Genomic DNA, 14,829 nt, shown 5'->3' with positions numbered 1-14,829 from the left:
GCAGATATCAGAAAAACCGGCCCAGCAGGCTGGAGCCACAAAAGAACGACTCCGGAAAACTGTGCCGACAAATTCTCCGGAGTCGTCAGGCGCTGGCAGCCAGAGTGGCCAGGTCGAACTGATGGTCTTGGACGCCCGCCACAAAGGCGGCCCACTCCGACGGCGTGAACACCAGGACCGGGCCGTCCTGCTGCTTGCTGTCCCGAAGCGCGACGTTGCCGTCCGCCAGCGGCGCCACCTCGACGCAAGCCGTTGCGCCGTTGCAGTAGCTGGCCTTGCGCCAGGCCGCCTTCGTGATGTCGTTGTGCATTTTCTTCCCTAGGCTCCGTTGCCTGTGTATTGAGGTGACGGCGTCGTCAAGCGTCAACGCCGCCAGAGCATGGCCTTGCGCTGGATGAGCACGCGAGATTCGTCCTCGTCCAGAGCCTCCGACCGCATGTGGTCGAAGGCCGTCTCGTATCCGGCCACCCGCTCGAGGTCCTCCACGAAGTGGGCCGAGTAGAGCTGCTCGAGGTACACCACATCGTCGAATTCCGCGAACTTGAGATGAATGAACGCACCGGTGTTGACCGGGTGAAGCGAGTCCAATGGTAGGACCTGAACGCTGACGTGTGACAGTAGGGACACCTCCAACAGATGTTCCATCTGCTCACGCATGACCGAAGGCTCGCCAAAACGGCGCATTAATGCCGCTTCGTCCAGAATGACGCTCATCCGACAGGGGTCGGTTCTGTGCAGGACCCGTTGCTGCCGGTCGAGCCGGGCCTCGACCCTGCTGCGGACGCCGCTGTGCGTGATGCGCGCGATGCCCCGCGTGGCGAGGATGACCTCCCGGGCGTAGTCCTCGGTCTGCAGGAGACCCGGCACAGCCTGGGGTTCCCAGTTGCGCTGGTGGATGGCCTCCGCCTCCAGGCCGAGGAATCTTGTGTATTCCTCGGGGAGGGTGTCTTCGTAATCCTCCCACCACCCACGCTGCTCCGCATCACGCAACAGGCCGACGAGCTCGTCAAGTTTGTCGCCGTCGGCGCGGTACAGCTTCGCCATGGACTTGATGTCCTCGGCGGACGGCATGGTCTTGGCGGCCTCGATGCGGCTCACCTTGCTCGCCGACCAGCCGAGCTCTCTGGCGGCCTTGGCCCCGGTGTACTTCCGCCGCTCGCGGAGTAGGCGTAGCTCCTGACCCAACCGGAGCCGCCGAACTGTTGGACTGCCCTGCTGCGATGGCACCGTCCACGCTCCTTCTCAGGAATGAAGGTGTAGCCGGAAGGGACCGTTTGGAGCCCGGCTTTTTGGGCCGTTCGCCCAATCTTACACTGCAAGTTGCATGTGTTGTGCCGCACAGCCTTGCCAGAAGGCTTTCATGGGTCCAGCGTAGGAGCAAGGACAAGCTCCACGAACTGGCAGGAGACGGGAAAGATCTTCCGGCTCCGGAGGGACTCGTGACGCTTGTCGTGCAAGTTGCACCGCAAGAAGCGAAGAAAAGTAAATCTTCCCTTGCTGGAAGTCTTGCAGCATTGACAACCGCAGGGGACGATCAGAACCAGGAGGGATCCCGAGTTGTGAGGAGGCCGGACATGACAGCACGGCCCACCGCAACAGGCCTTCCGCCCACTGTCGCGCGCCCGCACGAGGGCCGCCTCTCCGGCAACGTCGCCGTCCCGGAAACGAACATCCGCTACAGGGAGGCCACTTGCCGGAAGGATTTCGTCATCGCCTGAATCGCACAGCGCGAGACCGCTCGTACGAGCACGAAAAAAGCCGGGCCGAGGCTGATCACCGAGCACCGCATCTGGGCTGCCACCCTGCGGCGAAACTCGGTCACCAGCCGTCGGACCGGCAAGAAGCCACCTCTAAATGCCGCGAAAGGGGTCTTCTATGTACTCACAAGGTACCAAGGGGGTCAGCCGAATCAAGTCCTGGATCCAGGATCTCATCGCGTCCGCCGACTACGAGATCTGCGTGGAGCCCGACGAGTTCGCCTTCCGGATGGGCTGGACCGTCACCCAGACGGGCTTCGGATCCCGCAGGTATCGCGACCCGCGCTTCGACCAGCTCCGCCAGCCACGCAAGGTGACCGAGGAGGTGTCCTGACATGCCGAGGAACCCGCGCAACCAGATCTACCCGGCCGGTGAGGACCTCCCCGCCGCCCGCGGCGGCTCCCCGGTCGCCAGGCTCTGGCGGGCGCGCACCGAGCTGGCGCTGCTCGGCGGGCTGGCGCTGCTCGTGACGGCCCTGCTGGGCGCCGCTCAGCAGGGCCGGTGGGCGCCCTTCGTCCTGGTGGCCGGCGCGGTGTCGGTGCCCGCCGCCACCAGGTTCGGCCGCAACTGGGTCGTGGCGCACTTCTGGTGCGTGGTCTCCAGGCGCCGCCTGCAGCGAACCTGCCTGGAGACCACCATGCACACGAGGTCGGGCCGCATCCCGCTGGTGCTCTGGATCACGCCCACGACCACGGGCGAGAAGGCGCTGGTCATGGTACGGGCCGGAATCAGCGCCGAGGCGTTCGAGGCGTACGGCGACGAGATCGCCGCGGCCTGCTGGGCCCGCAGCGTGAACGTCTACCGGCACCGCACGCGGGCCCAGTTCCTCATCGTGGAGATCGTCAGGCGCGACGAGGCGCCCGGCGCGGCCTCACCCGGGCTGGACCGGCTGTACGGCAGGCAAGCCTGGCTCCCGCTGAGATCCGAGCTAGAGGAGCCGCCTGATCTGGTGGCGCTGCCCCAGGCAGGCTGAAGACCTAGGGAACGGGGCCGTCCCTAGGGGTGCAAGCCCCGGAGACCGCGGGGGCTCCGGGGCTTCCCCATGTGCCCCGTCCGCGCGAAGATGAGTTCATCTGGCGAACTCAGGAGTCGTGATGACGTCGACCGTCCACCGGACCTGTCCCCTGTGCGAGGCCGTCTGCGGCCTGACTCTCACCCTCGACGACGGCGGGCACGTGACCGGTGTCCGAGGTGACAGGGACGATCCGTTCAGCAAGGGGTTCATCTGCCCGAAGGGAGCCAGTCTCGGCCGCCTCGACGAGGACCCCGACCGCCTGCGCAAGCCGCTGATCAGGGAGGGCGAGCTGTGGCGCGAGGTCGGCTGGGACGAGGCGTTCGCGGCCGTGCGGGCCGGCCTCGGCCGCGTCGCCGACCGCCGCTCCATCGCCGTCTACCTCGGCAACCCCAACGCCCACACCATGGCGGGCGCCCTGTACGCCGCCCCGCTGATCAAGGCGCTGGGCACCCGCAACGTCTTCTCCGCCAGCACCGCCGACCAGATGCCCAAGCACGTGGCCAGCGGGCTGATGTTCGGCCATCCGCTGGCCATCCCGGTGCCCGACCTCGACAGGACCGACTACCTGCTGATGCTGGGCGCCAACCCGCTGGAGTCCAACGGCTCCCTGTGCACCGCGCCCGACTTCCCCGGCAGGCTCAAGGCGCTGCGCGGGCGCGGCGGCCGGCTCGTCGTGGTCGATCCGCGCCGCACCCGCACCGCCGCGCTGGCCGACGAGCACGTCTTCGTGCGTCCTGGCACGGACGCGTACCTGCTGTTCGGCATCGTGCACACGCTGTTCGCCGAGGGCCTGGCCAGGCCCGAGGGCTACGAGCTCAACGGGCTGGAGGAGGTGCGCCAGGCGGCCAAGCAGTTCCCGCCCGAGGTGGTGGCGCGGCGCACCGGGGTGCCGGCCGAGACGATCGCCCGGCTGGCCAGGGAGCTGGCCGCGGCGCCCACGGCCGCCGTCTACGCCAGGATCGGCACGTGCACGGCCGAGTTCGGCACGCTGGCCCAGTGGCTGGTGGACGTGCTCAACGTGCTCACCGGCAACCTCGACAGGCCGGGCGGCGCGATGTTCCCCAAGCCCGCGACCGAGTTCGCCGGGCGCCGCAGGCCGTACGCGGTGGGCCGGTGGAAGAGCCGCGTCAGGGGCCTGCCCGAGGCGAACGGCGAGCTGCCCGTGGCCACGCTGGCCGATGAGATCGAGACGCCCGGCGAGGGGCAGGTCACCTTCCTGCTCACGGTCGCGGGCAACCCCGTGCTGTCGGCGCCCCACGGTGACCGGCTGGACGCGGCCTTCCGGCAGCTCGACTTCATGGTGAGCGTGGACCCGTACCTGAACGAGACCACCAAGCACGCCGACGTCATCCTGCCTCCGCCGCGGGTGCTGCAGTCGGGGCACTACGACTTCGCGCTGCTCGGGTTCGCCGTGCGCAACTACGCGCGCTACTCGCCGCCGCTGCTGCCGCTGGACGAGCGGCCGTCGGAGGCGCAGATCCTGGCCAGGCTGGCGATGATCGCCTCGGGGCTGGAGGGGGACCTCGACGCGTTCGTCATCGACGAGATGTTGCGCAAGGCCACGCAGACGCCCGGCTCGGGGATCGAGGGGCGGGACGTGGCGGAGCTGCGCGACCTGCTGGAGGGCGAGACGGGCGGCGAGCGGCGGCTCGACCTCATGCTGCGGCTCGGCCCGTACGGCGAGTGGGCGGGCAAGGGCGACCTGTCGCTGCGCAAGCTGCTCGACAACCCGCACGGCCTCGACCTCGGCGCCCTGGAGCCCCGGCTGGGCGAGGTGCTGAAGACCGCGTCAGGGCTGGTCGAGCTGGCGCCCCCGCAGCTCATGGAGGACGTGGAGCGGCTGCGCGGCAAGCTGGAGGAGGAGCCGCCGGAGATCGTCCTGATCGGGCGGCGGCACCTGCGCTCCAACAACAGCTGGATGCACAACGTGGGCCCGCTGGTCGGCGGCAGCAACAGGTGCACGCTGCAGATCCACCCCGCCGACGTGGCGCGGCTGGGCCTGGACGGCGAGGCCGTGGTGCGCTCGGCTAAAGGCCAGGTCACCGTGCCCGTCGAGCCGACCGACACGATCATGCCGGGCGTCGTCAGCCTGCCGCACGGCTGGGGTCACGCGGGCAGCGCCCAGAGCGTGGCTGCCGAGCACGCGGGCGTCAGCGCGAACACGCTCACCGACGAGACGACCATAGACGTTCCGAGTGGTAACGCAGTGTTCAACGGAGTTCCGGTCACGATTTCACCAACCGGGGTGATCATCGCACATTAGGGTGTCGCGCGTGACTATCGCGCCAGAAGAGGATCGCCTGAACGCCCAGATCGCCTTCGCCATCGAGATCGACAAGTTGAAGCGGATCATCCGCCGCAACCATCTCATCGACGGTTCGCGGCGGGAGAACTCCGCCGAGCACTCCTGGTACGTGGGCACGCTGGCGATGGTCCTCGGAGAGCATGCCCCACCCGGGACGGACCTCCAACGGGTGGTGGCCATGTTGTTGGTGCACGACCTGGTGGAGATCGACGCGGGTGACACGTTCATCTACGACTCGGTGGCGGTCGAGGCGCAGGCCGAGGCCGAGCGGGCCGCCGCCGAGCGCATCTTCGGCCTGCTGCCGGACGAGCAGGGGGTGTGGCTGCGGGAGTTGTGGGAGGAGTTCGAGGCCAGGAAGACGCCGGAGGCGAGGTTCGCCAAGGCGCTCGACCGCTTCGCCCCGATCCTGGCCAACCACCACACCGAGGGCGGCACGTGGCCGCTGTTCAAGGTGACGGCCACGCAGGTCAGGGAGAAGGTGCGGATCATCGAGGAGGGCTCGCCCTCGCTCGGCGCGTACGCCCTGGAACTGGTCGAACTCTCCGTGGCCAGGGGACACCTGTCCGAGTGATCCCCACATGCCTGGGGTAGGGGACTTGTCGTGAAAGAGACAGTACGCGCGAGACGTCGGCAGTTGCGGGGTTTCGCCGGGCCGGTTGCCATCGCCGATCGGCTCGAGAAGTCGAAGGCCATGGACACGCCGATCCGGGGGCTGGCCAAGTTCGTGCGCCAGCGCCTACGCCAGGGCCGCCTGCGCGACCTGTTGCACGGTGTCCCCATCGGAGAGCCGGTGCATCCGCCGCTGGCCACGGTCAGCCTGGGGTGCTGGCTCTCCACCGCCGTGCTCGACCTGGCGGACGCCGACCCGCGGGCGGCACGCCTGCTGCTCGCCACGGGCCTGGTCAACGCCCTGCCCACGGCGGCGGCAGGGCTGACCGACTGGTCCTCGCTGCACCGCGAGCAGCAGCGGGTGGGTTTCGTGCACATGGCGGCGAACCTGACCGCGCTCGGCCTCCTGTCCACCTCCTTGATCCTGCGCATCCGGGGCCGCGAGCGGCCAGGCCGGATGCTCTCCTACGCGGGGTTGGCCGTGGGCGGCCTCGGCGCCTACCTCGGCGGTCACCTGGCCTACCGGCAGGCCGCGGGCGCCAACCACGCGCCGCAGGTCACGCATCTGGTGCCGCTGGGCTGGCACGACCTGTGCCCGCTCAAGGACCTGCCCGACGGGCGCCCGGTGGCCAGGCGGCTGGGCTACATCCAGCTGTTCGTGCTGCGCCAAGGTGACGGCGTGACCGTGCTCGCCGACCGGTGCCCGCACCTGGCAGGGCCCCTGCACCAGGGCAGGCTCGTCATGGAGGACGGCGAGGCGTGTGTGGTGTGCCCCTGGCACAGCAGCACGTTCAGGCTGGCGGACGGGTCGGTCAAGCACGGGCCCGCGACCGCGCCGGCACCCGTCTTCGAGACCCGGATCAGACGGGACGGCACCATCCAGGTGCGGCCGGGGTTGACCTGAAGTTTGGTTGAGGTCCTACGGTCGAGGTCATGGGCAAGATTCTTGTGACCGGTGCGACCGGTAATGTCGGCAGGCATGTGGTGTCCCAGCTCGCCGCGGCGGGCCTCGACGTGCGGGCGCTGGCCAGGCGGCCCGAGCGGGTCCAGCCGGGTGTGGAGGCCGTCCAGGGCGATCTGACCGCCCCTGAGACGCTCGAACCGGCGTTGAAGGACGTGGAGAGCGTGTTCCTGCTCTGGCCCGGCCTGACCACGGGTAACGCGGCGGAGGTGATCGCGCTGATCGCCGAGCACGCGCGGCGGGTGGTGTACCTGTCGGCGCTGGTGCCCGACAGCGAGGACGCCGCCGGCCACTACGGGGAGATCGAAGGGCTCATCCGGCGCTCCGGCCTCGGCTGGACGTTCCTGCGGCCCGGCGGCTTCGCGGCCAACACGCTGGGGTGGGCGGACCAGGTCAGGCAGGGGGTGGTGCGCTGGCCGTACGGGCAGGCGTCGCGGGCGCTGATCCACGAGCGGGACATCGCCGCGGTGGCCGTGCACGTGCTCACCTCGGCGGGGCACAACGGGGCCGCCTACCCCCTCACCGGCCCTGACGAGCTGACCCAGGCCGAGCAGGCGCGGGTGATCGGCGAGGCCGTCGGGCGGCCGGTGCGGTGGGAGGAGCAGCCGCCGGAGGAGGCCGCCGAGCAGCTGCTGGCGGCCTGGGGGGACGAGGCGTTCGTGCGCAGCGCGCTGCAGGCGTGGGAGAGCTTCGTCACCCGGCCGGAGCGGGCCACCGACACCGTGCGGCGGCTGCTCGGGCGGCCCGCGCTGAGCTTCCGCCAGTGGGCCGAGGACCACGTGGCGGACTTCCGCTGAACATCCTGAGCGCTCGTCTGCTTGACACCCGCGTGCGCTCAGGCGCCGCCTGCTCGATGCCCGCGCGCTTCAGGCCCCGTCGGTGGCTTCGTCGGCGGGGTGCTCGACGAGGGCGAGGATGCGGCTGGACATGAAGCGGGCCGTGCGCACCGGCGTGCCGCTGCGCGTGACCTCGCTCACCTCCACGAGCCCCCGCCGGTTGGCCACCTCGACCCGCCGGCCTGCGCGGGTGGCCGTGATCTCGTAGGTGCGCGGCGACGAGCCACCGGCGTCGATGACGATCTCCACCCGGTCACCTTTCATACCGGGTTCCTACCCACCGGCGATTATCCGTACACCAGTACGATAATCGCCGCGACCCCCACGCACACGATGACCGCCCGCAGCACCGGAGCGGGGATGCGCCGCCCCAGCCTGGCGCCCAGCCAGCCGCCCAGGATCGCCCCCAGCGCCACACCGGCGGCGGCCTGCCAGTCCACGTCCGCGGCCACGACGAAGAACGCGGCGGCCACCCCGTTGACGATCAGCGCGAGCACGTTCTTGGCGGCGTTCACCCGCTGCAGGTCGTCGTCGAGGAAGATGCCGAGCAGCCCGATCAGCAGCACCCCCTGGGCGGCGCCGAAGTACCCGCCGTAGACACCCGCACCCAGCACGCCCAGCCACAGGGCCGCGCCACCGTGCGGGTGCGGCTGCCGCCGCCGGGCCGCCACCCACCCGTTGAGCCTGGGCTGCGTCACGACCAGCACGCAGGCCAGCGCGATCAGGGCCACCACCACGATCTCGAACACGTCGGGATCGAGGAACAGCAGCAGGATCCCGCCGATCAGCGCCCCCAGCGCCGAGGCCGCGCCCAGCCGCAGCAGGCGGTCGCGCTGGCCGCGCAGCTCCGTGCGGTAGCCGTAGGCGGCGCTGAAGGAGCCGGGCACGAGGCCGACGGTGTTGGAGACGTTCGCGGTCACGGGGTCGACGCCCAAAGCCACCAGCGTGGGGAACGTGATCAGCGACCCCGACCCGACCACCGCGTTGATGGCACCGGCCACCACACCGGCGGCGCACACCGCGGCCAGCTCCCAGCCCGTCAAGGAGACCCTCCCGTCGCCGCCGCGTGGGTGTCCCCGTCGAGGCCGCGGCGGCGGGGTTCCTACGGGTCGTCCTGTCCCTTGGGGGGTGTGAACAGGCCGCCCAGGTTCTCCAGGACCTTGCCCATCTCAGAGGGGACGATCCAGATCTTATTGGCGTCGCCCTTGGCGATCTCGGGCAGGGTCTGCAGGTACTGGTAGGCCAGGAGCTGCTGGTTCGGGTTGCCCTCGTGGATGGCCTTGAACACCATGCCGATCGCGTCCGCCTGCCCCTTGGCGCGCATGGCGTGGGCCTCCGCCTCCGCCTGCGCGCGCAGCACGGCCGCCTCCGCCTCGCCGCGCGCCCGCAGCACCGACGCCTGCTTCTCGCCCTCGGCGGCCAGGATCGCCGCCTGGCGCTGCCCCTCCGCGGCCAGCACGGCGGCCTGCTTGTCGCGGTCGGCGCGCAGCCGCTTCTCGATCGACTCCTGGATGGAGGCGGGCGGGTCGACGGCCTTCAGCTCGACCCGGTTGACCCGGACGCCCCACGTGCCGGTCACCTCCTCCAGCGCGGCGCGCAGCGCGGTGTTGATGTCCTCGCGCGAGTTCAGCGTGCGTTCGAGGTCCATGCCGCCGACCACGTTGCGCAACGTGGTGACGGTGAGCTGCTCGATGCCGGTCATGAAGTTCGCGATCTCGTACGTGGCCGCCTTCGGGTTGGTGACCTGGAAGTAGACGACGGTGTCGACGGAGACCACGAGGTTGTCGGAGGTGATCACCGGTTGCGGCGGGAACGCCACCACCTGCTCGCGCAGGTCGATCAGGTCCTTGATGCGGTCGATGAAGGGCACCACCAGGCTCGGCCCGGGGGTCAGCGTGCGGTGGTAGCGCCCGAGCCGCTCCACGACGGCGGCCGTGGCCTGCGGGACGACGCGGAACGCGCGAGCCGCCCCGAAGCCCACCGCCGCGACCACGACCAGGGCGACGATGAGCTGCTCGACGGACATGGCGACGCTCCGGAGTCGAGGGAACCGACTACGTAGATCCTATTTGGTTTGAGGTATCGGCGTCTTTTATCACCATAAATGGCGATCTAGTGAGCACGCGCGTCCGCGGCTAGTGAGCGCGCGCGTACCAGCGGCCCTCCGCGCTGCGATCCAGCGTCAGCGGCACCCCGAACGTCTGCGAGAGGTTGTCGGCGGTCATCACGTGCTCCAGCGGCCCCTGCGCCACCACCGAGCCGTGCCGCAGCAGCAACGCGTGCGTGAACCCGGCCGGCACCTCCTCCACATGGTGCGTCACCAGCACCAGCGTCGGCGATCGGTAGTCGCCGGCCAGCACCGACAGGCGGCGCACCAGATCCTCCCTGCCGCCCAGGTCGAGCCCGGCGGCCGGCTCGTCGAGCAGGAGCATCTCGGGGTCGGGCATCAGCGCGCGGGCGATCTGCACCCGCTTGCGCTCGCCCTCCGACAGGGTGCCGAACCGCCGCCTGATCAGATGGGCGGCGCCCATCATGTCGATCAGCTCCACGGCCCTCGTCACGTCGTTGGAGTCGTACTCCTCCGTCCAGCGGCCCATGATGCCGTACGAGGCGGTCAGGACGAGGTCGATGACCTTCTCCTCCGGCGGGATGCGCTCGGCCAGCGCGGCGCTCGCCAGCCCGATCCTGGGTCGCAGGTCGAAGACGTCCGCCTGCCCCAGCCGCTCACCCAGCACCTCGACGACACCCTCGCTCGGATACAGCAACGTGCCGGCGACCTGCAGCAACGTCGTCTTGCCCGCGCCGTTGGGACCGATGACGGCCCACCGCTCGTCACCGTTGACCGTCCAGTCGATGCCGCGCAACAGGGCCGCTCCGTCGCGCCTGACGGCGACGTCCTGGAGCCGCAGCACCTGACCACCCATCCCCGATACCTCCTTAGGAGTCACCCTCGGGACAAACCTATTGCAGGGCGAGCGCTTATCGTGGATCGGTGCGCCCTGAATCGCCTGTCTGTCCGTCCCTGGTCGCCTGGGGCAACGCGTGGCTGTCCGGTCACGTGGGGCTCGACGAGGCGGCTGACCACGTGGAAGCCGTCGGCGGGCCCGCCGTCGCGGGTGACGTGCCCCTGCGTAAATACCTCGCAAACCTGCGCGCCGAGGGCCTGAGCGAGCTGCGGCTGGCCCTGCCCGCGCCCGGAGACCCGCTCGGGCTGTCCGGCCCGCCGTCGTTCAACTCCGCCGCCGTCGACGCCGGCCAGGCGGCCATCGCCGTGCTCGCCGACCGCAACCTCGGCCTCGTGCCCCTGCCCGACCGGCGCGGGTCGTCCTATGTCGGGGTACGGCTGGAGGTGCACGACGCCGGGCCCGTACGCCATGACCTGCCGTCGCTGGCCGAGGCGGAGCGGGAGCTGTCCGACGCGATGCGCTCCGCCACCGAGGCCCTGACCTCCGTCGACGGCCCCGTGCAGGACCGCCCCGACCGGCTCGGCCGCGGCGGCGAGCTGGCGCCCGGCTACCCCGGCCGCGCGCACCGCGTCTCCACCCTGGCCACGCGGCTGGCGGCGGTGCTGCGCCTGGCCGACGAGCGGGGGCTCACCTCCGGGCAGGTCGCCGCACGCGGCGCCGCGCTGCGCGAGCTCGACCGTGCGGTACGCCGCGCGCTCGTGGCGGCGCACCACGCGATCTTCGAGCCCGTCAGGAACCAATAGCCTCGTCCCCGGCCTTCCACACCCGCACCAGCTTGTCCTTGCCGGCCGAGACGATGGACATCCCCTCCTCCACGGGGACGATGCCGACGGCGTACACGCCGCTCTTGTGCGCCTTGACCGGCTTGCCGAGTGCCTTGCGGGTCTCCGGGTCCCAGAGGCGCATCGTGCCGTCGGTGCCGCCCGACAGCAGGACGGTCCTGTCGTTCAGAGTGCCGAAGGACAGCGAGTAGACGATCTTCTTGTGGCCCGACATGGTGCCGATCGTCTTGCCGCTCTTCGCATCCCAGATCCGGATTTTTCCGTCTTTACCGCCCGAGGCCACGACCGTCTTGCCGTCCACCTTCGACACCGCCACCGCGTACACGCCCTTCGAGTGGCCCTTGTACGTCTTGCCGTACTGCTTGCGCGAGGACAGATCCCACAGGCGCAGCGTCTCGTCCTCACTCGCGGAGACCGCCACCGCGCGGTCGCCGAGGTGGGTGGCGCTGAGCCAGTTCACCGGCTTGCGGTGGGCTCTGATCATCTTGCCCGTCGCCTTGCGCTTGCTCAGGTCCCAGAACTTCAGGTAGCCGTTGGCGTCGCCCGTCACCGCCACGTACCTGCCCTTGACCTTCGTCAGCGCCACCGCGTACACCGCGTCGCCGTGCCAGCCGAGCACCTTGCCCTTGCGGGTCTTGAGGTTCCACAGGCGGACGCTGCCGTCGTAGCCGCCGGAGACGGCCATGGGGGTCTTGCCCATCATCACGCAGGCGACCGCGTACACCTCCTCGCTGTGGCCCTTCATCGTGGCCAGCGACTTGTGCCCCGCCAGGTCCCACAATCGCACCCGGCCGTCCTGGCCGCCCGTGACCAGCCAGGTCTTGTCGCCGGTGCGGACGGCTGACAGCGTCTGGACGCCTCTGGTGTGGCCCTTGAGCGACTTGCCGTCCTGCTTGCCCAGCACGGGCACCGTCGCCTGCCCCACCTCGGCGGGCGCCGCGGTCGTGGTCGGGGTGGCGCTCGGGGGCGGGGTCGGGGGCGAGGTCGGGGTCACCTGCGTCGGCGTGGGGATGGTCTGGCTCCGCGCCGGGGTCGGAGGTGCCGTCGTGTCCGCCGTCGTCTGTGCCGTCGTCTGTGCCGTGGTCTGTGCGGTGGCGGTGGCGGGCGTGGTCGCCTGGGCCACCGTCCCGCCGTCGCCGAACAGGCTCGGGCCGAAGTACAGGACGCCGCCCGCGAGGGTCAGCGCGGCCACCAGCGTCACCGACACCAGCACCGCCCGCTTCCGCCTCGCCCGCACCTCGTCGGGCTTCTCCTCGGCGGAGGCGTGCCTGAAGAACGCGTCGTTCCCGTCACCCCGCTGCTCATACGCCGCACCCCGAACCGGCACCCCGGGCCCAGCCCCCTGCCCGCCCATGGGCACGCGCCCTGGTGCTCGCCCGCCCGGCGGCGTGAGGCCGGGCGCCTGCCCCGCGTGCGGCGCCTGCGCGCTCGCGGGCGCTCGGCCTTGCGCGGCTGACCGCCCCTGCACAGGCGCCTGACCCGGCACGGGCGGTTGGCTCTGCGCGGGCGCCTGGGCGGGCATGGGCCCTCGACCGCCCTGCGGCGCGTCAGGCAAATGCCCAGCGATCGCTGCCCGCGCGGGCGGACGAGGCACGTGCGCGGCGGGCGTCCCAGCAGACGGCGCTCCCGCGGGCGGCCCCAGAGCGGGCGGCGGCCCGGCAGACGGCCCTGGGGGCGGCGGGTAGCCCTCCCCCGACGGGCTGACCCACCCGGTCGGGCTGACCCAGTCGGAGGCGGCGGGCGCGGACCAGGACGGGCGGCTGTCCGGCGCAGCCCAGCCACCTCCCGCCGCAGCACCCCCAGCCCCAGCCCCAGCCCCAGCCCCGATCCCAGGCCCAGGCCCAGGCCCATCACCAAGCTCAGCCCGCACCCCACCACCAGAACCAGAAGAACGACCCTGCTCAGCGGCGACCTGCGACCCGGTGGTCAACGCCCCCTCATCATCCGCCCCCGCCCTCTCCCCCTGGTTCTCCAGCAACGAGAACAACACCTCAGCCGCAGAAGGCCGATCCTCCGCCCGCTTCAGCAGACAGGCCTGCACAACCCCCCGCAGCTCATCCGGCACCACCGAAAGATCGGGCTCCTCATTCATCACCCGATAAATCACCGCCGGCAAACTGTCCTGCCCGAACGCGGGCCGCCCCGTAGCCGCGTACATCATCGTCAAAGCCCAGCTGAACAGATCGCTGGCAGGCCCCACCCGCTCACCCGAGATCTGCTCAGGCGACATGTAAGCGGGTGTTCCCACCACCCCGCTGCTGATCGTCATCGCCGAGTCGAGCGCCCGCGCGATGCCGAAGTCGATCACCCGAGGCCCGTCGGTCCCGAGCAGCACGTTGCTCGGCTTGAAGTCCCGGTGCACGATCCCCGCCCGATGGATGGCGGCCAGCGCGGTCACCGTGCCGACGGCCAGGCGGTAGAGGGCGCCGCCCTGGCGAGGCCCCTCCCGCTGCACCACCACCTGCAGCGACACCCCGTCCACCAGCTCGCTGACGATGTACGGCTGCTCCCCGTCCATGTGCGCCCCGAGCACCTGCGCCGTACAGAACTGGGCGACCCGGCGCGCGGCGGCCACCTCGCGCAGGAAGCGTTCGGAGTCCAGGCCCGGCTTGTCGAGCCGGGTGTTCAGCAGCTTGATCGCCACCAGCCGCCCGTCGGGCGACTCGGCCTTGTAGACGATTCCCTGCGCACCCTTGCCCAGGCGCCCGAGTAACCGGTAGCTGCCCAGCGTGACCGGATCACCGGACTGTAAGGGGTGCGTTTCAGGCACCTGGTCCTCCCCCTTGTGCTTGACCCCCGATCACAAGCGTGATGAACGTACGGAGAACCCCGCAAGCCATCCCAGGTCACGAAAGATCATCGCTCTTTGCGAAGAATTTGCCCTACGCAATAATCATGGAGAAGATCGGGGATTTCCAGCACCGTACGGGGAGCCGTCACATGCGCAGAAGCTTCAGCCTGTTCTTAGCCGGTGGACTGGCCGCCGTGCCCCTGGCCGTTCCCGGCCAGGCGAGCGCCGCGACCCCGGTCACCGTGGCCCGCACCGCCGGCATCACCGTCGCGCCGTACTCGAACTTCAAGATCTCCGTGAAGTACAACAAGAGCACCAAACGCGGCGGAAAGATCACTTATTACCTCCGGGCCAAGAACCTCGGCCCGCACTACGCCGACTATTACTACATCGGCGGCCAGGTGCCCAAGGGCGTCAAGCCCACCCTGCGCTGGGGCGGCCCCAAGGGCACCAAGTGCGAGTGGGAGGGCCAGTGGTTCTGGTGCTGGGGCCCGCTGGCGCTGATGAAGGGCAAGACCGACTGGCTGAACTTCCAGGTCACGCTCAAGAGCGGCACCAAGGGCACGGCCACCGCCCGGCTCGGCGTGATCTCGTTCGACGTCGACCAGGGCATGGAGAACATGAGCGAGGCCGAGCTCAAGCGCCTGGGCATCAAGCACCACTACGACCTCAAGACGGTCAAGACGAAGATCGTCACCCCGCCGCGCAACCCGGGCAGGAGCTGGACGCCGCCGCCTCCGGTCAAGGACTACAACCCGCCCGCCAGCCACGAGGAATCGAACAAGAAGAAGGACACCTAAGAGCAC

Annotated in this window: 15 protein-coding genes; 8 read left to right on the top strand and 7 right to left on the bottom strand. The window is 70.2% G+C overall.

Features of this window, described 5'->3' with window-relative positions; translation table 11 throughout:
• Positions 1–85: 85 nt before the first annotated feature.
• Together LCN96_RS02020 and LCN96_RS02015 are read right to left on the bottom strand one after the other, a co-directional pair.
• Positions 86–310, bottom strand: coding sequence for a DUF397 domain-containing protein (locus LCN96_RS02020; protein WP_225270884.1), 225 nt, complete (start codon positions 308–310; stop codon positions 86–88).
• Positions 311–363: 53 nt separating this feature from the next.
• Positions 364–1,227 (bottom strand): helix-turn-helix domain-containing protein, encoded by an 864-nt coding sequence (locus LCN96_RS02015; protein ID WP_225270883.1) that lies wholly within the window; start codon positions 1,225–1,227, stop codon positions 364–366.
• A gap of 648 nt (positions 1,228–1,875) precedes the next feature.
• On the opposite strand from LCN96_RS02015, the gene LCN96_RS02010 reads away from it, so the two are divergent.
• The 6 genes from LCN96_RS02010 to LCN96_RS01985 all read left to right on the top strand — a co-directional run bounded on the left by LCN96_RS02010 (position 1,876) and on the right by LCN96_RS01985 (position 7,445).
• Complete coding sequence (locus tag LCN96_RS02010) at positions 1,876–2,091, top strand: hypothetical protein (protein ID WP_225270882.1); 216 nt, start codon at positions 1,876–1,878, stop codon at positions 2,089–2,091.
• 1 nt (position 2,092) lies between these two features.
• A complete protein-coding gene (locus tag LCN96_RS02005) occupies positions 2,093–2,731 on the top strand; it encodes a hypothetical protein (RefSeq protein ID WP_225270881.1) in 639 nt (212 codons plus the stop codon).
• Between the two features lie 121 nt (positions 2,732–2,852).
• Positions 2,853–5,036, top strand: coding sequence for a molybdopterin-dependent oxidoreductase (locus LCN96_RS02000; protein WP_225270880.1), 2,184 nt, complete (start codon positions 2,853–2,855; stop codon positions 5,034–5,036).
• 1 nt (position 5,037) lies between these two features.
• Positions 5,038–5,649, top strand: a complete 612-nt coding sequence (locus tag LCN96_RS01995) for an HD domain-containing protein (protein ID WP_225270879.1) — start codon at positions 5,038–5,040, stop codon at positions 5,647–5,649.
• Positions 5,650–5,769: 120 nt separating this feature from the next.
• On the top strand, positions 5,770–6,591 hold the full coding sequence (locus tag LCN96_RS01990; RefSeq protein ID WP_225270878.1) for a Rieske 2Fe-2S domain-containing protein: 822 nt from the start codon (positions 5,770–5,772) through the stop codon (positions 6,589–6,591).
• Positions 6,592–6,620: 29 nt separating this feature from the next.
• On the top strand, positions 6,621–7,445 hold the full coding sequence (locus tag LCN96_RS01985; RefSeq protein ID WP_225270877.1) for an NAD(P)H-binding protein: 825 nt from the start codon (positions 6,621–6,623) through the stop codon (positions 7,443–7,445).
• A gap of 69 nt (positions 7,446–7,514) precedes the next feature.
• Here LCN96_RS01985 and LCN96_RS01980 read toward each other — a convergent pair whose 3' ends face one another.
• The 4 genes from LCN96_RS01980 to LCN96_RS01965 form a co-directional block, all read right to left on the bottom strand.
• Positions 7,515–7,748, bottom strand: a complete 234-nt coding sequence (locus LCN96_RS01980) for a hypothetical protein (protein WP_225270876.1) — start codon at positions 7,746–7,748, stop codon at positions 7,515–7,517.
• Between the two features lie 23 nt (positions 7,749–7,771).
• Positions 7,772–8,527, bottom strand: coding sequence for a sulfite exporter TauE/SafE family protein (locus LCN96_RS01975; protein WP_225270875.1), 756 nt, complete (start codon positions 8,525–8,527; stop codon positions 7,772–7,774).
• Between the two features lie 59 nt (positions 8,528–8,586).
• A complete protein-coding gene (locus tag LCN96_RS01970) occupies positions 8,587–9,510 on the bottom strand; it encodes an SPFH domain-containing protein (protein ID WP_225270874.1) in 924 nt (307 codons plus the stop codon).
• 109 nt (positions 9,511–9,619) lie between these two features.
• On the bottom strand, positions 9,620–10,408 hold the full coding sequence (locus LCN96_RS01965; RefSeq protein WP_148441709.1) for an ABC transporter ATP-binding protein: 789 nt from the start codon (positions 10,406–10,408) through the stop codon (positions 9,620–9,622).
• 68 nt (positions 10,409–10,476) lie between these two features.
• Between LCN96_RS01965 and LCN96_RS01960 the strand changes: the two genes are divergently transcribed.
• Positions 10,477–11,193, top strand: a complete 717-nt coding sequence (locus tag LCN96_RS01960; protein ID WP_225270873.1) for a hypothetical protein — start codon at positions 10,477–10,479, stop codon at positions 11,191–11,193.
• Here LCN96_RS01960 and LCN96_RS01955 read toward each other — a convergent pair.
• A complete protein-coding gene (locus LCN96_RS01955) occupies positions 11,180–14,002 on the bottom strand; it encodes a serine/threonine-protein kinase (protein ID WP_225270872.1) in 2,823 nt (940 codons plus the stop codon). The genes LCN96_RS01960 and LCN96_RS01955 overlap by 14 nt on opposite strands.
• Positions 14,003–14,172: 170 nt before the next feature.
• On the opposite strand from LCN96_RS01955, the gene LCN96_RS01950 reads away from it, so the two are divergent.
• A complete protein-coding gene (locus tag LCN96_RS01950; protein WP_225270871.1) occupies positions 14,173–14,823 on the top strand; it encodes a cytochrome c oxidase assembly factor 1 family protein in 651 nt (216 codons plus the stop codon).
• The last annotated feature ends 6 nt before the right edge of the window (positions 14,824–14,829 follow it).

This window comes from Nonomuraea gerenzanensis (assembly GCF_020215645.1).
In the GTDB taxonomy this organism is placed as follows: domain Bacteria; phylum Actinomycetota; class Actinomycetes; order Streptosporangiales; family Streptosporangiaceae; genus Nonomuraea; species Nonomuraea gerenzanensis.
Note: the sequence above shows the minus strand (reverse complement) of the source record. Positions and strands in the feature narration are given on the sequence as shown.